18 protein-coding genes and 4 pseudogenes are annotated in these 20,586 nt (G+C 70.2%); 9 read left to right on the forward strand and 13 right to left on the reverse strand.

Annotated elements, in window-relative coordinates; all coding sequences use genetic code 11:
• Positions 1–172: 172 nt before the first annotated feature.
• Entirely contained in the window at positions 173–964 is a 792-nt protein-coding gene (locus tag ACZ7L0_RS40090; protein ID WP_471247515.1) for an SDR family NAD(P)-dependent oxidoreductase, read from the reverse strand.
• Positions 965–1,258: 294 nt separating this feature from the next.
• Here ACZ7L0_RS40090 and ACZ7L0_RS40095 point away from each other — a divergent pair, with 294 nt between their 5' ends.
• The 3 genes from ACZ7L0_RS40095 (at position 1,259) to ACZ7L0_RS40105 (ending at position 5,132) form a co-directional block, all read left to right on the forward strand.
• Positions 1,259–1,858, forward strand: coding sequence for a TetR/AcrR family transcriptional regulator (locus ACZ7L0_RS40095; RefSeq protein WP_471247516.1), 600 nt, complete (start codon positions 1,259–1,261; stop codon positions 1,856–1,858).
• Positions 1,859–2,274: 416 nt separating this feature from the next.
• On the forward strand, positions 2,275–2,712 hold the full coding sequence (locus ACZ7L0_RS40100; RefSeq protein WP_471247517.1) for a hypothetical protein: 438 nt from the start codon (positions 2,275–2,277) through the stop codon (positions 2,710–2,712).
• Between the two features lie 89 nt (positions 2,713–2,801).
• A complete protein-coding gene (locus ACZ7L0_RS40105) occupies positions 2,802–5,132 on the forward strand; it encodes an ATP-binding protein (RefSeq protein WP_471247518.1) in 2,331 nt (776 codons plus the stop codon).
• 343 nt (positions 5,133–5,475) lie between these two features.
• Here ACZ7L0_RS40105 and ACZ7L0_RS40110 read toward each other — a convergent pair whose 3' ends face one another.
• The 3 genes from ACZ7L0_RS40110 to ACZ7L0_RS40120 form a co-directional block, all read right to left on the reverse strand.
• Positions 5,476–6,198 (reverse strand): dienelactone hydrolase family protein, encoded by a 723-nt coding sequence (locus tag ACZ7L0_RS40110; RefSeq protein ID WP_471247519.1) that lies wholly within the window; start codon positions 6,196–6,198, stop codon positions 5,476–5,478.
• Positions 6,199–6,951: 753 nt separating this feature from the next.
• Positions 6,952–7,182 carry a hypothetical protein gene (locus ACZ7L0_RS40115; protein WP_471247520.1) on the reverse strand — a complete coding sequence of 77 codons (231 nt, stop codon included), beginning with the start codon at positions 7,180–7,182 and terminating at the stop codon, positions 6,952–6,954.
• 34 nt (positions 7,183–7,216) lie between these two features.
• Entirely contained in the window at positions 7,217–8,860 is a 1,644-nt protein-coding gene (locus ACZ7L0_RS40120; RefSeq protein WP_471247521.1) for a serine/threonine-protein kinase, read from the reverse strand.
• A 524-nt stretch (positions 8,861–9,384) separates the two neighbouring features.
• Between ACZ7L0_RS40120 and ACZ7L0_RS40125 the strand changes: the two are divergent.
• Positions 9,385–9,610: pseudogene (locus ACZ7L0_RS40125) on the forward strand (YhjD/YihY/BrkB family envelope integrity protein); the annotation flags it as partial.
• A gap of 428 nt (positions 9,611–10,038) precedes the next feature.
• Here the strand turns inward: ACZ7L0_RS40125 and ACZ7L0_RS40130 are convergent.
• Positions 10,039–10,698, reverse strand: a complete 660-nt coding sequence (locus ACZ7L0_RS40130) for an MSMEG_1061 family FMN-dependent PPOX-type flavoprotein (RefSeq protein WP_471247522.1) — start codon at positions 10,696–10,698, stop codon at positions 10,039–10,041.
• 399 nt (positions 10,699–11,097) lie between these two features.
• Here ACZ7L0_RS40130 and ACZ7L0_RS40135 point away from each other — a divergent pair, with 399 nt between their 5' ends.
• Entirely contained in the window at positions 11,098–11,352 is a 255-nt protein-coding gene (locus tag ACZ7L0_RS40135) for a hypothetical protein (protein WP_471247523.1), read from the forward strand.
• A gap of 46 nt (positions 11,353–11,398) precedes the next feature.
• Here ACZ7L0_RS40135 and ACZ7L0_RS40140 read toward each other — a convergent pair whose 3' ends face one another.
• From ACZ7L0_RS40140 to ACZ7L0_RS40150, 3 genes are all read right to left on the reverse strand, one after another.
• Positions 11,399–12,064, reverse strand: coding sequence for a nitroreductase (locus ACZ7L0_RS40140; protein WP_471247524.1), 666 nt, complete (start codon positions 12,062–12,064; stop codon positions 11,399–11,401).
• Between the two features lie 452 nt (positions 12,065–12,516).
• On the reverse strand, positions 12,517–13,737 hold the full coding sequence (locus ACZ7L0_RS40145) for an alpha/beta hydrolase family protein (protein WP_471247525.1): 1,221 nt from the start codon (positions 13,735–13,737) through the stop codon (positions 12,517–12,519).
• A 746-nt stretch (positions 13,738–14,483) separates the two neighbouring features.
• Positions 14,484–15,080 (reverse strand): TetR/AcrR family transcriptional regulator, encoded by a 597-nt coding sequence (locus tag ACZ7L0_RS40150; protein ID WP_471247526.1) that lies wholly within the window; start codon positions 15,078–15,080, stop codon positions 14,484–14,486.
• A gap of 165 nt (positions 15,081–15,245) precedes the next feature.
• On the opposite strand from ACZ7L0_RS40150, the gene ACZ7L0_RS40155 reads away from it, so the two are divergent.
• A complete protein-coding gene (locus tag ACZ7L0_RS40155; RefSeq protein WP_471247527.1) occupies positions 15,246–16,211 on the forward strand; it encodes an alpha/beta hydrolase family protein in 966 nt (321 codons plus the stop codon).
• A gap of 148 nt (positions 16,212–16,359) precedes the next feature.
• Here ACZ7L0_RS40155 and ACZ7L0_RS40160 read toward each other — a convergent pair whose 3' ends face one another.
• Positions 16,360–16,578, reverse strand: a complete 219-nt coding sequence (locus ACZ7L0_RS40160) for a hypothetical protein (RefSeq protein ID WP_471247528.1) — start codon at positions 16,576–16,578, stop codon at positions 16,360–16,362.
• Between the two features lie 109 nt (positions 16,579–16,687).
• On the opposite strand from ACZ7L0_RS40160, the pseudogene ACZ7L0_RS40165 reads away from it, so the two are divergent.
• Positions 16,688–17,184, forward strand: a pseudogene (locus tag ACZ7L0_RS40165) (GNAT family N-acetyltransferase).
• Positions 17,185–17,248: 64 nt separating this feature from the next.
• Here the strand turns inward: ACZ7L0_RS40165 and ACZ7L0_RS40170 are convergent.
• Positions 17,249–17,884 carry a copper resistance CopC family protein gene (locus tag ACZ7L0_RS40170; RefSeq protein WP_471247529.1) on the reverse strand — a complete coding sequence of 212 codons (636 nt, stop codon included), beginning with the start codon at positions 17,882–17,884 and terminating at the stop codon, positions 17,249–17,251.
• Complete coding sequence (locus ACZ7L0_RS40175; protein WP_471247530.1) at positions 17,863–18,246, reverse strand: hypothetical protein; 384 nt, start codon at positions 18,244–18,246, stop codon at positions 17,863–17,865. The genes ACZ7L0_RS40170 and ACZ7L0_RS40175 overlap by 22 nt, the downstream gene beginning before the upstream one ends.
• 160 nt (positions 18,247–18,406) lie before the next feature.
• Here ACZ7L0_RS40175 and ACZ7L0_RS40180 point away from each other — a divergent pair.
• Positions 18,407–18,691, forward strand: a pseudogene (locus ACZ7L0_RS40180) (MFS transporter); the annotation flags it as partial.
• A gap of 139 nt (positions 18,692–18,830) precedes the next feature.
• Here the strand turns inward: ACZ7L0_RS40180 and ACZ7L0_RS40185 are convergent.
• Both ACZ7L0_RS40185 and ACZ7L0_RS40190 read right to left on the reverse strand, forming a co-directional pair.
• Positions 18,831–19,088, reverse strand: a complete 258-nt coding sequence (locus ACZ7L0_RS40185; RefSeq protein WP_471247531.1) for a helix-turn-helix domain-containing protein — start codon at positions 19,086–19,088, stop codon at positions 18,831–18,833.
• The gene (locus tag ACZ7L0_RS40190; protein ID WP_471247532.1) at positions 19,088–19,705 is read right to left on the reverse strand and encodes a hypothetical protein; all 618 of its coding nucleotides are present in this window, start codon (positions 19,703–19,705) and stop codon (positions 19,088–19,090) included. Before ACZ7L0_RS40190 ends, ACZ7L0_RS40185 begins: the two co-directional genes overlap by 1 nt.
• 408 nt (positions 19,706–20,113) lie before the next feature.
• On the opposite strand from ACZ7L0_RS40190, the pseudogene ACZ7L0_RS40195 reads away from it, so the two are divergent.
• Positions 20,114–20,573 (forward strand): annotated as a pseudogene (locus ACZ7L0_RS40195) (transposase); the annotation flags it as partial.
• Positions 20,574–20,586 lie beyond the last annotated feature (13 nt).

Genomic DNA, 20,586 nt, shown 5'->3' on the forward strand with positions numbered 1-20,586 from the left:
GTATGGTCGCCGCCGACGGCACCGGCGTGAGCGACGCGGTGTCGCTTCCCTCCCCCGGTCACCGACTCCACGTCCTGCTGGTGCGACGACGCCCGGCACTCCGATCGGTCAACCGACCGCTTGCCAGGTCAGACTGCCGCCTCGTCGCCAGTCGGACATCGGTCCCCGCGGTTCAGCGGCTCGACCGCTGCGCCGCCACGATGGCGTCCACGGTCCGCTCCGCCCCCGCCAGCCGCTGCACCCGCTCCGAGAATCCCGGGAACTGCGACGCGATCTTGGTAAGCAACTTCAGCTCGAGCGGGGCGACGTTGATCTCGGCGACATCGCGCTCGATCGCCCGTACCACGCCCTTGACGACCTGCTCCGGCGAAACGGTGCGTACGCCGCTGGGCGTCGGCGAACCCGTGTTCGCGAACATCCCCAGGTCGCGTACGAATCCGGGCTGGACGATCGAGACGCCCACGCCCGTACCGTGCAGGTCCTGGCGGAAGGCCAGCGAGAAGCCGCGAAGCCCGAATTTCGTCGCGGTGTACATGGACGAGGACTTGGTGGCCGCCATCCCCGACAGCGATCCGACGAAGCAGATGTGCCCCAGTCCGGCAGCCACCATGTCCGGAGCGAGCAGTCGCGCGAGCATCGCGGGTGCACGCATGTTCACGGCGAGCGCTCGATCGATCTGCGCCGGCGTGTAGTCGAGTACGTCGCCGCTGGAGGGCAGGGCTGCGTTGGCGATGAGTATGTCCGTACCGGCGGCCTCCTTCGCGAGGCGCTGCACGTCATCGGCGTCGGCGAGATCGGCCAGGAGCATCCGGGCCCCGTAGCGTTCGGCGAGGGGTTCCAGCGCCTCGCGACGGCGGCCGGTGAGAATGAGGTCCGCGCCGCGAGTGGACAGGTGGGCGGCAAGCGCCCCGCCGATCCCGCCGGTGACTCCGGTAAGCAGAACAGTTGCCCCAGTAATGTGCACGACTACCCTCCGGTTTTGTTCGTTCGAACGAACAATAGGGAGAGTGGGTGATCCTGTCCACCGGTGCCATCGTGGAACAGGCTGTACCGGTAAGGCATGTGACGTGACGTCAGGCATGACATAGGGACTGCACGGGCCTGCACCAAGCGTCACAGCGCGATCCCCCGCTACAGAGAGGGAAGCGGCGTCTGCGCCACTCCCGGCTGAGGCGGCCAAGCGGCGCGGATGCCCATGCGGTTCTCGCGCCACCGTCGGAGGCCGAGGTGGGAGAGCTCTGGTGGAACAATGAATGGCATGTCGAACGCCGCCCTCTCCGCCCCGACGCGACAGCGCATCATCACAGCCGTCCTGCAGATCATCGGCGAGGGCGGGGTCGCTGCGCTCACCAACAGGAGGATCGCCAAGGAAGCCGGAGTCTCACTCGGCTCGATCACATACCACTTCGAGACCCAGCACGATCTGTTGCGGGAAAGCCTGCTTCGCTTCGTGCGCGAGGAGGCACGGCACTTCACCGAGCTGGCCGACCAGTGTCAGGCGGAGGGCATCGACGTCGAAGACGCAGCATCTCTGGCCGGCCAGGTGGCGTGCGGCACGGCGCTCGACAGCGCTCATCTCGCGCCCTTTGAGTTGTACATACACGCCGGGCGCGACGAACGACTGCGGGAGGCGGCCTCGGAGGCGTTCAGGGCCTACGACTTGCTCGCCACCCAGATCCTCACAGCCCTGGGCGTCCCGGACGCGGAGCGCCTGGCCGCCACGACGGTCGCCCTGGTGATGGGTCTGCAACTCCGGCGTCTGGCTACAGGCAGCCCAGCAGACGACCTGGTCGACGCCCTCCTCCTGCTCGCACGAGGAGCTGCCGGCGAGTCGACCGAGCAAGGCCTTCCGGCGTAGGGGCGACGCCCGGGGGCACGAGGCCGGCCGTAGTTGCGGGCCGTCCATGGCCGGGCACCGCACACGCTGCCCCGCTCGTCACGACCGCCCCGGCCTACGCAGCGCGACCCGCACAGTACGGATGGGAGTCGGCGGTCCTGCCATGCCTGTCCCTGAACTGGAGCCGCTGCTCCCGGTCGGGAAGAAGTCTTGACGGCCACCGGTGCGCACCAAGCGGCGGCACCGGCGCCGCATCTTCGAACAGTTGCAGGCCCGGGCCGACGCCGAGATCATCTGGGCACAAGAAGGGGATCTGCGGGTCGAGCCGACGGCTTCCGGCGCCTACGCGTCCGCAGTGGGCACAACGAGCCGACATACACACCAACCTCCCTCGTGTTCGGCCATACTTGAACCCTTCTGCCGACGAAAGGGCCACCATGCTCCTGGAAGCGCTCAGCGCGTTGGCCGCCGCCGCGGGTGGCGCACTGGTCGAGGCGATGGCCACGGACGCGTGGCAGGAGTGCCGCGAGCGGGCGGCCCGGCTGCTGGGCCGCGGCGATCCACAGGAGGAGGCCCGGCAGGAGGCCCGCCTGGAGCGCGCCCGCGAGGAGCTGACAACGGCCGTGGATGACGACGTGGAGCAGGCCGCGGCCCGACAGGCGGCGGCCTGGCAGACGCGGTTCGCGGATCTGCTGGAGGACGCTCCGGAGCAGGCGGAGCAGCTCCGCCACCTGGTGGCCTTCCTCAGGGAGCAGATGCCGGCCGGGGGCGTGGCCGCCGCGCAGGTCTCCGTGCACGCGACCGCATCCGGTCACGCGCAGCAGGCGGTGCAGGGACAGGGCGAGCAGCACAACGCGTTCCAGGCGCCGCGGTGACGGCAGGGACGGGCCGGCCGTCGGCGGACACGCCCGGCGGGACACCGGCTGTCGGGGCTCCCGGCGTTGGCGCCGCCGTGGCGGTCGGCATGGACGCGAGCGCGAGCGGCCAGGCGCAGCAGGCCGTCATCGGGCAGGGCGTCCAGCACAACCACTTCTACGGCGCCCGCGCCGCCGAACGGCCTGGGATCGAACTGAACACGCTGGTGCCTCCCCCGTCGATCCTGGTCGGCCACGCTGGGCTGCTGGCGGAGCTGGCCGCCGCCTGCGAGGCGGCCCTGGCCGGGCGGTGCTCCCGTGCCGTCGCGATGCTGTACGGCACGGGAGGCATCGGCAAGTCCGCGCTCGCCCGCGCTCTCGCGGACCGGCTGGCCGGGACGTTCCCCGATGCCCGGTTCGAGGTGGACCTGTTCGGCTTCACCCCCGGCAGCACACCGCGCGAGCCGGGCGAGGTCCTGGCGGAACTGCTGCGGCTGGCCGGCTTCGACGGCTCCGACATCCCCACCGGCACGGCGGGCAAGGCCCAGCTGTGGAGGGCCTGGCTGGCGGACAGACAGGTCCTGCTGCTGCTCGACAACGCCCGCGAGGCCGAGCAGGTCGAGCCCTTGTTACCGGGTCCGGCTAGCGCCGGCCGCTGTCTGGTGCTGGTCACGAGCCGACACCGGCTCACCGGGCTGGACGTGGTGGTCCGCGAGGAGGTTTCCCTGCTGCCGCAGGATGAGGCCGTGGAGCTGCTGCTGCGGATCGCCGGTCGTTCACCGGCCGACGGAGCCGGTGGGGCCGGCGAGCGGGAAGCGCTGCACGAACTCGCCCGGCTGTGTGGCCGGTTGCCGTTGGCCCTGCGCCCTGTCGGCGCCCTGTTGGCCGACATGGATCCGGCCGGCCTGCTCGCGGTCATGCGGTCCGCGACCCGGCCCCTGGAGCAGTTCGACGACGCCGACAAGGAGGCGGCCGCCGCGTTCACGGTCTCGTACGACGCCCTGAGCGCGGACCTGCAGGCCATGCTGCGTACCTGCGTCTGGCATCCGGGACCGGACTTCGACGCCGCCTCGATAGCGGCGCTGGCCGGGATGCCCGCGGACCTCGCCACCGTACGCCTGGTCCGGCTACTGCAGCGCAGCATGCTGACCTCGTTGCCGCAGCGCCGGTACGTCTTCCACGACCTGTTCGTGGCGTACGCGCGCAAACTCGTCGCCACCCAGGACTCCCGCGAGGCCCTCGAGCAGGGCAGGCACAGCCTCTATCGGCACCTGGACAGTGTCACCGGTACGGCGCACGCCCTGCTGTACGGGGCGGCGGCACGAGTCTCCGGTACCGGCCCGTTCGACAATCCCGAGCACGCACGCATGTGGAGCCATGCCGCTTTCGACGAGCTACGCGGTGCGGCCCAGGCCGCACTGGACGAGGGGTGGGAGCTGGGCGGGAGCCTGGCTCGGCGGACCGCGCGGCTTCTGTACGTGGACGGCCGCGAGGAGCAGGCGGCCGCGCTGTACGCGGACATCCTGGTGGCCGCCGAGCGGGCCGGGGACAAGACGGGGCAGGGCCGGGCCCGTACGGCCCTTGCCGACATCGCGCGGGACCGGCGCCGCTACGACGAGGCGGTCGCCGGGTTCGAGGAGGCGGCGCTGCTGCTTCGTCTGGCCGGGGACCCGACCGGGGAGGCCGACGCGCTGCGAGGGCTGGGGGAGGTCGCCCGGGCGCGCGGCGACTATGCGGCGGCGACGGAGCGCTTTCAGGAGGCCCTGCGGTGCGCACGTGTGGCGGACGACCCGGCGGGGCAGGGCTATGCGCTGACCGGCCTGGCTCATGTCGCGCGCGCCCGCGGCGAGCACGGCCGGGCGCGAGAGGGGTTCCGGGAAGCGGTGGAATTCCAGCGGCGGGCTGACGATGGCATCGGCCTCGCCTATGCGCTGCGCGGCCTCGGTCACGTCGCCCGGGCAGCGGGTGAACTCGGCGAGGCGACCGGGTACTTCCGGGAGGCGGTCACCCTCCATCGGCGCGCCGGGAATCGTTTCGGGGAGGCCTTCGCGCTGACCGCGCTCGGCGGGATCGCCCGAGAGCAGGAGCGCAGCGGGGAGGCCGTCGCGTACTTCGAGGACGCGCTCGTCCTGCACCGGGCCGTCAACAACCCCGCCGGGGAGGCGGAGTCCTTGGCCGGTCTGGCCCGGGTCGCCCTCGCCCAGGGCGACTCGGAGCGGGCCGCGGGCGGCCTGCGGGAGGCGCTGGCCCTGCTCACCCAGGTCGGCGACCGCCCTCGCCAGGCGGCGGTGCAGGGCGAACTGGCTGCCCTGGAGGCCGGCGTCGGCCGCGTCGCCGCGGCCCGGGAGCACTACACAGCCGCGCACAGCCTGCAGGTCGCGCTCGGCCTGACTACCGCGGCGGCCCTGACCGAGCAGGCCCTGCGCGAACTGTCCGCCTGACACACCGCAGCCGGGCCTGCCCAGTCGGCCATGGGAGGATTCGGCACTGCTACGGCGCTGCCTCCCAGGCCGCCCAGGCTGTTGCCGCCCTGCACGACGCAGGCCCCAACCCTGGGGTGTTCCTCGTGGACCGGCTGAAGGGGGTCGGTGACGGCCTGAGGCGTTCGAAGTCCCGGTCACGGCGTAAGGTCGTCGCGACCAGGTCGGATCGGCTCATCAGTGATCGTCCGGGGCGAGGGCGTCTCGCCTGCAGGGCGCGCATCAGGCCCAGTGCCATCTGGTCGTTGGCCGCGAACACCGCCGTACACCGCCTACCGTCTGCTGCCCGCCGGACGGCCCGGCCTCACTTCAGGTGTCGGTCCAAGAACCGGCACCCGTCCTCCAGCTCGAACCACGGGGTGCCGGTGTGCCCTCCCAGATTGGCGTGCAGCGTCTTCTCCTTGCTGCCGAAGGCGTCGAACAGCTCCAGGGCCCGTTGCCGGGGGTTCCCTTCGTCGTCCCACTGCAGCAAGAACAGCAGCGGGATGGCGAGCTGCCGGGCCTCCTCGCGCTGGGCACGGGGCACGTACCCCCCGGCGAAGAAGCCTGCGGCCGCGATGCGCGGCTCGACCACCGCCAGCCGAATGCCGAGGGCGGTCCATCCCCCGGAGTACCCGACCGGGCCGCCGATCTCGGGCAGCTCAAGGAGGGCGTCCAGAGTGGTCTGCCATTCCGGGACCGCGTTTTCGACCAATGGGCCGATGAAGGACTCGAAGATCTCGTCGACCGGCTCGCCGGCCTGCATCGCCCGCCGGAGGTCGGCACGGGCCTGCTCGTCGGCGACGGAACGGGGACGGTCACCGCACCCGGCGGCGTCGATGGTGGCCACCGCGTAGCCGCGCGCCGCGGTGTACCGGGCCCGGGCCACCAGCCGGGGTTCCGCCTTGGGCAGGCCGTTGTTGTGGGCCATCAGGACCAGCGGGGCGGGTGCGGATCCGGGCGTCCACAGGGTGCCGGGGATCGCGCCGAGGGTGAACTCACGCTCGAGGACGCCGTCTTCGAGGCGCATTTCAGAAGTGAATCGCATGGTCGTGCCTTTCGGGAGTGCTCTTGAACGGCGCTCCCGGACGACCTATCGCCCGACCGTGACCCCGGAGGGGAGCACCCATGTCGATACTGCGTTCACGGGTACCACCTCCTCATTCTCTCCACGGCCTCCGGGAGATTAGCAACGGTCGCCGTGGTCCGCCAACGGGTTTTGGCAGAGGCTCTGTGGTCGGATGCCGCCTCACATAGGACACGGCCTTAAGGGCGGTTCGTGAGTTGATGTCCGTTTCCAGGTGACGCTTGGGACAGGGGCGCCGGCCGCGGCACCTACCGGCGCCACCTCCACACCGATCCAGCCACACTCGCTACCAGAGGAGTGAGGTCTCTGCGGAACCGCTGGGCAAGCCGGCCTCGGCGGTCACCAGCACACCGCCACGGCCAGCCAGGTCCTCGCCGAACTACCGGTGAAGCTCTGATCAGGGGCAGATCACTCCACCAGCACGTCGATCACGCTGGTCAACTCCGACTTTCAAGATCCCCGACAGCGTCAGGCACTGAACGTCCGCCCGGCTTGGGGGACCAAGCGCGGGGCCTCTGTGATCGCCTGATGGTGTGGGGTGTGGCCGGAATCCGCGGGTCCACAGGGTGGGGTCTGCTGGGGTTGGCGGGGTGAGTGAACGCAAGTCGTATCCCAGCGACTTATCGGATGAGCAGATGAGCACTGGTCGTTGATCGAGCCGATGATCACCGCGTGGAAGGACCGGCACCGCTCGGTCAGCGGTCATCAGGGCGCCTACGCGACGGTGACCTGGGCGGGCTGGTGATGTACCGCCAGGTGCGCGGCGTGCCGGGCTGTCCCGGCGCCGAGGTCGTCCGCACGACGGCCCGTCAGGTCGCCCAGGACCTCCGGGCCGGGCCGGGCGTCTTGGCTCCGGTTCCAGTAGATGGTGCCGGGAACGGCACGGTCACTGGTGGCGCGGGCGCGGCCGTAGTGGTGCCAGAGGTCTGCGGTGCTGGTGGTCACCCGTCCTGTCCTGGCGGCCACGACTCGGCGGTGGTCATTGGGCACCTGGGCTGCGGTGAAGGCGAGAGGGTGCGCCTGCGGACTGGGCACCCTCCTCGCCGAGGTTCATCGTGTCGTCGTCCGACAGCTCCACGACGTACACGTGCCCCTTCTCGCAGGTCAGCAGGGAGGCTGAGCGGTCGGTGGGGTGGCTTGTGACCGCCTCGAGGGTGACGGTGGCTCCGCGTACGCCCCGCAGTTCGAGGGCTTCGGTGCAGCCCACCTCGCGTTGTGTGCCGGCCTCTGTGACGTTGCTGACCTGCTTGCCGGCGAGTTCTCCGACGGCGGCGGTGTGCAGGGTCAGTGTGACCTTGAACGAAGTGGTGCGGGGCGCGAGTTGTCCGTCGGCGCGTGGGTTGCCCGGCCCGATGCCGGTCCAGACTCCCGTCCACTTTCGCGGGAGCGTCGGCACGGTCGCCGAGGTGGACGACGTGGGGCGCGCGCCGTCCTTCGCGTCCGTTCCCGCCCGATCATCGCGTCCGTCGAACGGGTGCAACAACGCGACCAGGGTCACGGCGACGGCCGTTGCAGCCGCGGCGGCAATCCACCAAGTGCGTGCTGCGGATGTCGTGGACTGCCCGGTGCCGGTGGCGGCAGGCGGGCCAGTGGGACCGCTCGGCCTTGCGCCAGGGGAGGGCGGGGGCCCGAAAACGCCTACGGGGCCGACCTCGGCCGGAGGTGGCGGGGCCGTTGCACCGGCGGGTGGCGCGGTGACGGTGCGGGCGGGCGGTGGTGTAGCCGTCATGACAGTGGGTGGTGTGACCGTCGGTGCTGTGACGTTGGGTGCCGTGACCAGGCGCGCCACTTCCGCCTCGCGGGCCGCGAGTTGGTCACCGAGGCCGGGCGGCGGGGTCTGTTTCCAGCTCGGGCCGGATCGGCGGGGCAGCAGGTCGGTCAGTTCCCTGCTGGTGGGTCGCTGCTCGGGCTGCTTGGCCAGACAGCGTCGCACGACGGGCAGCAGCTCCGGTGGCAGGGCCTCCTCGATGTGAGCCTGCTCGTGCACGATGCGGTACAGCAGCGAGGCCGCCGAGACCTCCTCTCCCGGGTACTGGAACGGGCTGCGCCCGGACGCCGCGAACACGAGGACGCAGCCGAGGGAGAAGACGTCGCCGGCCTCGGTCACGATGCCACGGGAGACCTGCTCGGGGGCCAGGTAGCCCGGAGAGCCGATGACGCCGCCGCTGTGGGTGTGCCGTGAGTCGTCGGCTGCCCGGGCGATACCGAAGTCGATGAGCATGGGCCGTTCGCGGCCCAGGAGGATATTGGACGGCTTGATGTCCCGGTGCGCCAGCGAGCAGGCGTGTACAGCCGCGACAGCGGCAGCCAGTTCGCCGGCCAGCGCACGCAGTGTGACCGGCGGGAGCGGCCCGTGTGCCACGACCCAGTCGGCCAACGACGGCGCGGGAACGTACTCGGTCGCAAGCCACTGGGGGCGGTGGCCTGGCGGACTGAAGTCGATGACGGAGACGGTGAACGGCGACCGGACGAGGTCGCTGTTGCGGACTTCCCGGGCGAACCGTGCCTCGAAGTCGGGTGCCTCGGCCAAATCCGGGTGAACGGTCTTCAACGCGAGCGGCCGTCCGGCCGTCGTACGGGACAGATAGACCTGGCCCATGCCTCCAGCGCCCAGACGTGCCAAGATCGGGTATCCCCCGACAGCAGCCGGATCTGTCGCCTCCACCGGTTTCACGTGCCCCTCCCCCAGTCTTGCCGTCTCACCCCCGCAGCGATGGCACTGCGCGGATCTTGCGGGCGGCCAGCAGGATACGCGGATGCCATGTTGGATGAGCCCGGTGCATGCGAGCAGCAAGGTGCGGGCGGCGCGGGCGCGCCGATGAGACTCGGTGAGTCCCCCCTGCCCGCGGCACCGGGAAGGGGGAGTGCCCCCTGCCCGCAGCACCGGGAATCACGTCGTCCCGTGGTTGCTGCGCACCACGGCCCGCACCCATACGGGCCGTTCGGGGCGGGCCGCGGAACGCTCGACCGCTGACCTCTCCGTCGCGCTCAAGCAGCGCGTTGCCCGGTGTCTCGTCGGCCATGTCCTCTCGCACGCAACGGTTTTCAGTTGGGCTCCTGGGCCACGGCGTGGACCCCAGGGGCGGGGGCTGTGTCTTTATCCCTGAGGGCTGGAGCACTGGCGGAGGTTCAGGGCGGGATCCTCGGCTGTCGCTGTTCCCGGCGCCGCTGGCACTGGTGTCGCTGCTGGGCCTCGCCGGCAAGTCGGCCACCACGCGGTGCTGGACAATCTCACGCGGTTCGCCCCGGCTCGGCAGGCAACATCATCACCGGGGCCGTGGAGCAGTTGCAGGGCAACACCGGCATCGGATCGATCACGGCCATTGTCGGCTTGGCGCTGGCGATCTGGTCGGCGTCCGGCTACGTGGCAGCGTGCTGATCGTGGTAGAGCTGGGTGCCGGCCAGGACGGCGCGGAGGATGCCGGGGACGTAGTACGGGGCCACGGCGTCCTGGGGAACCCCCTACCACCGCGACCTCCTCGGCCGCATCCGACGCGGCGCCGACACTGGCGCCACCTGAAACCACCGGCCTCGTCCGGGCTGCCTGATCGGCAGCCCGGACCGACGCTGGGTAATGACTCAGGCCATGCCGTGCGAGGGGAGTGAACAACTGCGGCCGGAACGTCCCCACCACGCCGCCGCTCTCAATGTGGTCGTCCACTGGCTGACGCGGCGCGACATGAGGCGGTCGGCTCATGGATCCTTCAGCTCCTGGCTTATGGGCCGCCCAGCGATTGATCTTGGGCCGTGCTGGCCTGGGGGTTCGACGGGCTGGTGGTTCAGCAATCGCAGGTCTGCCCGTTACTCGTACCGGTACTTCAGCGAGTCCGCCTCCGCCTGCTCGATGTCAGCGATCGTCAGCTCCGGCATCCGCAGCTGGGCCAGCGTCACCTCGGCCGAGGTCGGCTGGGCGTCCGCCGACAGCCACTGCTCCGGCTTCCAGGCCGCGCTGCGCAGGAGCGCCTTGGGGCAGTGCGGGTAGACCTCCTCGATCCCCAGGACCAACGCACTGGCCGGCGGCTTGCCCACGGCGGTCAGCTGCGACAGTAGCTCTGGGCGGGTGGAGACGCAGGCCCGGCCGTTCACCCTGAGCGTCGTGGTGCGCCCCGGGATGACGAACAGCAGCCCGGCCCGTCCGGTGGCGATGACGTTCTGCAGGGTGTCCAGACGCTTGTTGCCGGTCGCGTCCGGTATCGCCACCGTCCGTGCGTCCAGAACGGCGACGAACCCGGCGGGGCCGCCGCGCGGGGAGACGTCACAGTTGCCGTCGGCGTCCGCGCTGGCGACCAGGACCAGCGATGAGCAGCCGATCAACCGCCGGGTCTGCTCGGTGAGTTCGGTCATCTGCTTGCGCACGGCCGCGTCGCTGGGGAGTGCGTAGGCCCGGCGCAGCGCCTCCTGGTCGGGCACGGCGTCGAGGCGGAGCGAGTCGAAGGCACTGCTGGCAAGGGGTGTCGTCATGCCTCCGACCCTATTGGGCCGACCTGCGATTGATCTTGGTCGGTGAGGTGTGGGGCCTTGGAGACGGCCGCGCGAGTTGTCTGGCGTGTGAAGATCAAACTGGTCCGCGTGGCCTGGCCATGTCCCATCCTGCCTTCTGCGGGCTGTCGCGCCAACAGCTGGGCGAGTTGGTCGCGGAACTCGCCCCGCGCTGGGTGGCGCGCTGTGAGTCCGGGCGTCATGGGCGACGTGAGGGCGACCGTCGGCGGAAGGCGGGGGCCGGGCCGGGCCGAAGTACGAACTGGTCTTCAGCGACCGGCTCCTGGGGACACTGGTCCATCTGCGGACCCATGAGGCGTTGGGCGTGCTGTACGAGGTGGCGTCTTCCACGATCGGCCGGGCAATCCGGGAGGTCCGCGATTGCTGGCGGACCGTGGGTTCGCCGTCGCAGACCTGGCCAACGTCCCGGCCCGCAACGCCCGGCTCGTCGCCCGCATCCAGCAGTTGGAAAAGCCCCTGCCCGAAGCACCGGGGGCACAGATCTGCCGAGAGCCAAGCCTCTGCGCCCCCGCCGATGTTGAGGAACTCCAACGGACGATCACGCGCCTGGAACAGCAAGCCGTCGATCTGACCGCGTCTTTGGAGGAGCGCGCGGCCGAACTGGAGCACGAGTGACTGCCTGTTCCTGCGTCTATGCCTTTGGATCTCGGCCGCCTAACGGTCACACTCCGATGAAGCTCACTGTTTCTGTCATGTCCGCCCGCCCGGTCCGCAGCCGTGGCACGCCTTTCTTCTCGAATCCCACCGAGACACCGCAGAACAGTACGAGCCCGTCATCGGCTCCGACTGTCTGACTGACAGTCTCGCGATACATCGTCCACATCACTTGGGGGCAGCTGTGCAACCCTTCCGCCCTCAGCAACAGCATGACCGTCTGCAAGTACATCCCCGCGTCCCCCCACTGTCCGGGCCCCATTGTCCGGTCGAGGTAGCAGAACAACACGACCGGAGCCCCGAACGCCTCCGAGTTCAAGGCGGCGATCTTCATGGGCCTGTCGGGGTCGTCGCGCTCGATTCCCAGCGTTTTGTACCGCTGAGCGGCCGCGGCGGAAAAACGGTCCAGATACGGCGATGCCAGTTCGGCCGGGTACATCGGATACTCCCGCTCATCACCCGGGTCTCCCGCCAGTGCCCTCGCCGTCGCGCGCCTCTTCAGTTCGGCCAAGGGCTCGCCGGTAACGACATACACATGCCACGGCTGGAGATTCCCACTCGAGGGAGCCCGCGTCGCTGCAGCAAGCACACGTTCGAGTACCTCTTTGGATACCGGATTATCGCTGAACGCCCGCACGGCACGGCGACTGTCCACAGCCTCATACACGTCCATGTCTGCCCGCCCTCTCACTCAACGACAACCACCTGTCTACCGTCTTCAGCACGCGCAAGAAGCAGCAAGGTGATCCGGATCCCATCTTGATGGGCGTGCGCTGTTCATCGTCCGCCGGTCCGAGACTGTTCGCGTTACGGAACCAGATCCAGGCGTATGCCTCTTCCTGGTCCGGCCCGCCGACGCGCAGGACGATGGAGTCATGGGCGAGAACGACCAGCACGGTGTCGCCGGACCGGCGCGGCCGCCGCTGACGACCAGGCAGGCCCGCGAGCTGTCCTGTGACAGGTGATCTCGTCCGTTTGTCAAACGATCTCGACTGCGGATCCCGTACGCGTCGTACAAGCCGTCCCACGGCGCGCTGAACCCGAAGCGGTTCGGGTAGGCCTCGGCCCAGTCGTCCTGCTCCCTCAATCGCCTGCGACGGACCGCGCCGCGGCCATCCCGGGTACTCAGGGGAGGAACGTCACCGCCGGGAAGGCTGGGGACGGTCCGTCGAGCAGGTGCCCCCGACGGTGGCGCAGGTGCTCGTCGAAGAACGCGAGCGGGTATGCCTGCTGGATCTTCACCGCCTGGTCAGGATCGAGGGTGCCGATCACGTCCTGGAGCTGCTGCCCGCTCCATCCGAACATCTTCGCCACCTGTGGGAACAGCGCCTCGTTGTCGCCGTACGAGACGTGGACGGCGCCCTGGGCCTGGATGTTCAGCCGCCAGCCCCGCAGGTGCGACCAGAACGCGGCGGCCTCGGGATCCGTGGCCCGGGTGAACACGGCGGACATCATCATGAACGGCCGGTCCAGGTCGCCGGCCAGCGGCGGGTTCATCTGCATCGGGCCGTCGAGGCTCAGCCCGGCCCGGATGCGCTCGTCCGCGAGCGTGGCACAGGCGGTGGCCGTCCCGCCCTTTGACCAGCCGAACGCGCCCATGCGCCGCGGGTCGAGGGAGCCGAGCAGTCCGGCCGGCAGATCCCGCTGGTCGACGTCCGGATTGCACCCGGCGGCGAGCTGCTCGACGCAGTCGAGGACGAAGCGCAGGTCAGCGGCGAAGTCCCCAGGCAGTGTCGGCGCCTTCCGGTCGTAGAGCGGGACTGCGACCCGGCCGTCGGGGAACTCGGTGTACGTGTCGTACTGGTGAGCCACCGTCACAGCCGCGTATCCGTGGCTGGCGAGCTCCTGGACCATCGTGGTGTGGTCGCCCTGGTGGCTGTGCGCGCCGTGCGAGAACACGACGACGGGCAGCCGTCGGCCCGACCGCCGCACCGGAGCGCCCACGTGGCTGGCCGTGTGCGGCGCCAGGGGGGCCAGGGCGCTGAACCCCGCGTCGGCAAGGAACGCCTGAAGGGCGCCGGCCGGCATCCAGGGCGCCACCGGGTACCGCTCAACGTCTCGGGCGGGGTACCAGACAGTGGCCATCAGCTCGCGGAAGTGCCCGGGGCCCGCGATGTCGTCCGGGCGCGACCGGTCGACAAGGTGCAGTTGGACCATGCCCACTGGGTGCGGCCCGGTGGGTATGGGTAGCGTGAGCCGCGTCGGGAGGGGGGCGGGCGTGCCCGGGTCCGCCCACGCGGGGCCAGCGATGGCGGCAAGCGGCACGGCGGCCCCGGCGGCCAGCGCGGCTCCCAGCATGCGGCGGCGCGTCATGCCCTTCCGGCTCATGAACGGCGTGGTGGTCATGGTCTCTCCCATGGTCACGGGTCGTCAATCGTGCCGCCACGGCCAGTCCGTGGGCACAGAGGAACGCTGTCACGTGCGCCTCCCGTGCGGCATCAGCCCACCGATTGATCACTCGCGGGCCTCGGCCCACGGGTTTACATCCTGGGGCCGATGCGGTCGGCGGTGTCGTCCTCCCGGCGTCAGGTCCGCGGCCAGTTCACCGCACCACAGCAGATGGAACACCCCTGGGCTGCACCAGCAGCGGATCACCCGCCTTCGCCGCCCCGGACTCTGACGGCGCCGGTCCGTCGAACACCTCAAGGAGCCGTTCGGCGGCATCCGGGCGCGCAGCGGCGCCGGCGGTAGCGCGACAGACGGCGCACGTTCACCATCAGTACCGGATCCGGCTCATCAACGCGGACGAACTCCCAACCGACCGCGCTGCGGCCCCACTCCGTCGCATCGAACACCTCGGCATCGGCCTGGCCAATCCGATCGCCGGTCCGGACGTCGACGCCCCGGGCCCGGCCGTCCGCCAGGTGCTCGGAGTAGCCCGGCGCGTGGCGGCGCCGCCGTCGTGCCGGTGCAGCCAGAGCGGCTGCGAGGCCATCCCGACCACCTCGGGCTTGCGGTCCAGCAGGATCAGCCGGTCCCGCTCCAGTGGCTTCAGCTGGTGTCCGCGACGGCGATCGGCGCTGCGGCGGCCCCGCGCTGCCAGTGCCTGCAACGCAGTCTCGGCGACGCAACGGCGGCCCTGCCCCGGACTGTCAAGCCGATTGAGGACGCCTCAGCCCTTCGAGGAGGAGGTCGATCAAGCGCCGGGGGTCATAGCGCGGGTCGCTGTCGCGTCCGACGCAGAGGTTGCCGATGCCGCGCATCAGTTCGTAGGGCTGTATGCCGGGCTTGATGGCGCCGGCGTCGGCCGCGGCGTCGAGCAGTTGGGCGCATACGGGCAGCAGGCGGTCGATGAAGTAGGTGTGCAGTGCGGCGAAGCGGTCGCTGTCGGACTGCAGGGCGTCGGCGAGTCCGTGCTTGGTGACCAGGAAGTCGACGAAGAGGTCGACCCACTGGCGCAGTGCGTCGAACGGGGAGTCGGCACCGGCCAGCAGGCTCGGGCCCGCCTCGGCGCATTCCTCGATCTGGTGGTGGTAGACGGCGGTGACGAGGTCCGCCCGGGTCGGGAAGTGGCGGTAGATCGTGCCCATCCCGACGCCCGCCCTGGCCGCGATCTGGCGGATCGGCGCGTCGACGCCGGAGGTGACGAACACCTCGGCGGCGGCGGTGAGCACGGCCCGCTGGTTACGCTGCGCGTCGGCCCGCTTGCTTCGGGTCGACGCCTTCCCGCTGGGGCTCTCGGCGGTCATCACGTTTCCTTCCAGCGCCGCTTGACAAAACGGAGCATCGTTCCGGATATTAAGTGGAGCGGCGCTCCACTTCAGGTTAGCTGAAGCGGGACGCCCCTGACCGCCTCACCAGTCGCCGGCCGTCCGAGACCGGCGGCAGGGTCTGCAGAAGGGCAACCACGCATCATGAACACATCCGCCTCCGCCTCCGCCACCGACGCCTTGGGCTCGCCCGTCTCGGTCCTGTCCTACAGCCCGGTGGTGCTGCCCGTACCGGGACGGCCCGTGGACCTCCAGATCCGTGTCTCCGCGCCCGAGACCGGAACCGGCCTACCCGTCATCCTGCTCTCCCACGGCCAGGGCCCCTCGAACAACCTCTCTTCGCTGAACGGCTACGCGCCACTCGTCAACTTCTGGGCGGCACACGGATTCGTCGTCATCCAGCCCACCCACCTCACCTCCAGGACGTTGAGCCACCTGGTCGCCGATGCTCCCGGCGCCCCCTTCTTCTGGCGCTCGCGCGCCGAGGACATGAGCCACATCCTCGACCGGCTCGACGTGATCGAGAAGGCCGTGCCACTGCTCGCCGGGCGGATCGACCACACCAAGGTCGCCGTCGCCGGACACTCCTTCGGCGGCTTCACCTCCAGTCTCCTGCTCGGCGCCCGGGTCACCGACCCCGACAGCGGGGAGGAAGTGAGCCTCTTCGAGCCCCGGATCAAGGCGGGCGTGCTGCTGGCCGCGCCCGGCAGGGGCGACGTCCTCAACGGGCCCATGGCCGACGCGCTGCCGGTCCTTGGGACCATCGACTTCTCCACGATGACCACACCCGCGTTGATCGTTGCCGGCGACGAGGACGACTCCCGGCACTTCACGGACATGGGGCCGGACTGGCACGCCGACCCCTACACCCTCGGCCCCAGCCCCAAATCCCTGCTCACCCTGTTCGGCGCGGGGCACGCCCTCGGCGGGATCCCCGGATACGACGTCGCCGAGACCACGGATGAGAGCCCCGAGCGGGTCACCGCCGTCGGCCGACTCACTGCGGCGTACCTCCGCAACAGGCTCCACCCCGGTGACAACGCCTGGCAGACCGCATGCGAGGCGCTGGCCACCGGCCCCGACCTGGTCGGACGGGTCGAAGCCAAGTAGCCGCCCGTGGGCACGTCCTGCACCGGGCGGCGGTCCGCGCCGTTGCCGTCGCCGTCGCCGTCGCCGACCGGCCCGACTCTCCGCCCCTCGCCTTCCTGAACGACCGGCTCATCGCGAAAGATCACCGCGACCGGGTCGTGCGTAGTGCCTAGGCCTCCGGGATCGACGTGCCGAGCGCCTCGATGTCAGCGTCGGTCAGCTCCGGCCCGCCGCCCTTGCCGGCGTCGAGCACATCGATCGCCTTCAGCTCGTCGGCGCTGAGTTCGAAGTCGAAGACGTCGAAGTATCGCGGTCGGTCGCCGGTTTCGTCCCGGCGGCCGCTCCTCCGCTGCCCTTCGTCACGACGCCGCCGACGCGGTGGCGCCATAGCGTCTCGCGCTCCCCGTCGTGCGTCGGACGAGCAGCGCCTCCATGCACCGTGGGTGCTGAGGCTCGGGTGCATCGACGGACCGGACGAGCAATCACAGGGACAGGGTATGGAAGTCCGGGTACGCAGCCAGGCCTATACGGACGTCGGTGACACCACCGCCCTGCACTCCGTCTACACCGACGCCTTCTGCACCCCACCCTGGAACGGGGACGAGGAGAAGGCCGCCGAGTTCGTGGGCCAACTCCCGGTGAACGTGAGGCGCCCGGGCTTCACCGCCGCGCTGGCCTTAACCGGCTCGGAGGTCGTCGGCTTCGCCACCGCCTGGACCACGCTCAAAAGGGCCGCGGCGAGGCCGGTGCCCCGTATGGATGAGCGGACGGAGAGTTCGTCGATCTCGCGCGCGCCGCGCTGAAAGCGGTCACCGAGGACGCTCCTGAGGGCCGTTCCTGGCTGCTGACCTCCGTCCAGTCGTCCCTGGCGATGGCCTTCTACCACCGCCAGGGCTGGACCCAGGCCACCCACCCCTCCCCCGAAGGCAAGGGCATCGTCGTCTTCCTCACCTGCCGCCATCTCGCCCGGTCCCTGGCCGCCCCACCCCTGTGAGTATCCGGAGCCCCACTGTGCCCACCGCCGAGATCCGGCGCGGCTTTCTCGACTTCTGTTGTGGTCAACCGCTGTCCGGTGAGCCCGGCGTGGCCGCCATCGGCTCCTCGTCCACGTGGCCAGCCTTTCCGACACCCGCCGGCCACAGCCCGCGCCGCGTGCGCACGGAGAGGACGCTCCCGCCCACGACGGCGATGGCAACCGCCGCCAGGACGCGCAGCGCCGTGGTGCGGCCGAGCCCCAGGAGGGTGTCGCGCCCGCCGGTGTCCGGAGCCGGAAGGCTCAGGCCCTTGCAGGCGGACGGGGTGGCAGCAGCCTCGGCGCCCTTGGCGACCTGGAACTCGTAGCGGTGGGTCTGGGCGTCGCCGTCACGGGCGATGACCGTGTAGGTCAGGGTGTTGACGCCCGTCGGCAGCCCGGCGACGGCAGCGCAGGTGACGGAGCGGTCGGCCACCACGGGCTGCCCGACGGGTACTTCGGTGTTGTCGGGTCCGGTCAGGCTGACCTTCGGGGTGCTGCCGGGCAGCATGCCGGCGAAGGTCAGCGCGAGGACGCTGGTTCCGGGGCCGATCTTGGCGCCGGGTGCCGGTGTCGCGTCCTTCAGCGCGGTGTGGGCGTACGCGGGTGTGCCGCCCAGGAACAGCAGCACAACGGCGCAGCCGAGCAGGGCGGAGGCCCTCAGAAGTCGAAGTCCGCGCATGCCAGCCGGTTGTCCTGCTCGTCACGGGGGTGGACCACGATGGCGACCGCGCCCTTACCGGTCTTGCGCGTGTTGTCCACCGTGGTCATGCCCTTGCCCGACTTCTCGGCGGTGAACGCCAGATGGATCTCGTTCGGCGGCATCTCCGGGCCGCCCTTCTTGAACTGGAAGTGCTCCCCACCGTTGTCGTCGGAGCAGGGTTCGGCATGCAGATGCGCGAGGTAGGCGTCGCCCGGTTTCAGGCCGGTCAGGGACACCGTGACCGTGGTGCCCTTGGGGCCCTGCGCCAACCAGGCCGTGCCCTTGACGTCGTCCAGGCCGGACGGGCGGGTGTCGAGCAGTTTGAACGTGCCCTTCACCACGGTGGCGCCCGAATCTTGTAGGCGGGGATGGCGTGCGGATCCCCCATCTCCATTGGACATCCCGTCCATGTTCTTGGACTGGGACGCGGTGGAGCCGGAGGGTTCGGTCCTGGCGGAGGCATCGTCGGCGGAGTCGCCGCCACAGCCGGACAGCAGGACTCTGCTGCCCGCCGCGGGGTACGTCGTCCTGCTCACCCTCGGCCAGATGCTCATCGCCCCGGCCGCCCGCGCCTGGGTGCCCGATCTCGCGGAAGAAGGACGGCTCGGTCTCTACACCGGCGCGCTGTCCTCCGTCTCCGGCCTGATCGTCCTCATCGGCAGCTCGGCCACCGGCTCCCTGCTCGGCCTCGGCCTGCCGCCGGCCGTGCCGTGGCTGGTCCTCGCCGTCGTCCCGGCCCTGGCGGCGACGCTGCCTCCCCACCGGCCTGCGTTAAAAAAGGCTTGAAACGGTGGCCGGAGGACCCGGCTACGCCCGGCGCCACCGCTGTCGGGCGTGCCGGAAACGCGCCGCACACTGAGGCGCCGAACATGCGGGTGTCCTCTTCGAGAGCCTCTAGTGGAACGTGCCGAGTCGAGGACGGGGATCAGGACTCCCGAGAGTCTCCGGAGGGCGACCCGGGGCGGTAGCTGAGCAGGTCTCCCGGCTGGCACTGCAGTACTTCGCAGATCCGGGTGAGGGTGGTGAACCGGATCGCCTTGGCGCGTCCGTTCTTGAGCACGGACAGGTTGACGTTGGTCACACCGACGCGGTTGGCGAGTTCCGTGAGGGTCATGCCGCGCTCGTTGAGGAGCTTGCCGAGGTGCACCTCGATGTCATGGCCCTCGTGGTCGTCGGCGGCCATCAGACGACCCCTTCGAGGTCCTCGCGCATGGACGTGCCCGCGCGGGTGATCCGCGCGAAGGTCAACAGGCCAAGACCGGTCAGTACGGCCAGGTAGGGGGTTGACCACATGTTCAGCCAGGCTCCGACCGTGAAGTCCGCGGTCGTGGCCAGTTCCGCGAGCAGGGCTGCTCTGGCGTTGGCCTCGACGATCCCGACGACCAGACTCCCGGCGAGCAGCCACCAGCCGAGCAGACGAAGCCGGGATGCCGTGCGTACCGTGTAGACACCGGCCCCTGCCGCTCCCTTCAGCAGTCGGTGCAGTAGGAAGAGACTGCTGATCAGCAGCAGCGTCGACGGCAGTTCACCGAGTTCGTTCAGGAGACGCAGGTGCGCGTCGGGTGCGTCGGCGCAGTAGCGGGGGATCCAGTTGACCTGGGCCCCCTTCTCGGGGGAGAGAGCGCTGGCGGTGTCGTGCGCGCTGATGCTCGAGTCGTCGGTGAGGCAGACGACGGTGTCCGCCCAACCGCCATGGACGACCCTGAAGACGAGCCCCGCCGTCATCAGGCCCAGCAGGACGCGCAGGGCTATGGACACGACCGTCGCCATGGGTTCGAGCATCTTCCGGTCCTCGGACATGCCGCTACCTCACTTATCGTTAATCGATGTTATCGAGAAGCGATGTTATCGAAAAACGATAAGGATGCAACCCTTGCGTCCACCCCCCATCGCCAGGGCAGGCGTGGGGGCGCGTAGGCCAGTTGACTGTCACGGGGGGGGAGGGTGAGGGACCGGGCCAACGAGGCCCTCGGCATCCTCGACCAGCGCCGGGCAGCGCACGATCACCGCTCGCAAGCCGTCCAGTCACTTCGTGACGCGGGCGATGCGCGCCACCGGAACAGCACACCCAACAACCGTGCCGGCGCGGACACGCCTCTGGCCCCGATCAGCGTGGCGATGGGCATCGACGCATAGATCAAGGTCGCAAAGGCGCTCCAGAACATCGAGGAAGGTTTCCTTGCTCCGACCGAGATGGTCTGCCACTCACAACGGCTGATCGGGTGGGCCGTCGACGGCACGTGGGAGCAGATCCTCGCTGCCGTCCTCGCGGCAGCGGATGCCGTCGACGACATCGGCTGGACCGTGTCGGTTGACTCCACCGTCGTCCGGGCTCACCAGCACGCCGCGCGCAGACGGCCATGCCCGGCCCCTGGCTCTGGCCGTCACCGCCGGCCAGGCCGGTGACGCGCCCGCCTTCGAGGCGGTCATGGCCCGCATCCGGGTGCCGAGAAGCGGCCCCGGCCGGCCCCGAATCCGCCCCACCATGGTCCTGGCCGACCGTGCCTACTCATCCCGCACGATCCGCGGCCACCTGCGCCGCCGGCGGATCCGCGCGGTCATCCCCCAGCCGTCTGACCAGGTCGGCCACCGCCTCCGGCGGGGACTCGCCATCGCCTACCAGGCCGCACTCCACCTCGCCGCCATCCTCATCTGGGCACGGCGCTGACCACGGAACAAGG

Source organism: Streptomyces sp. NPDC039424 (genome assembly GCF_055639495.1).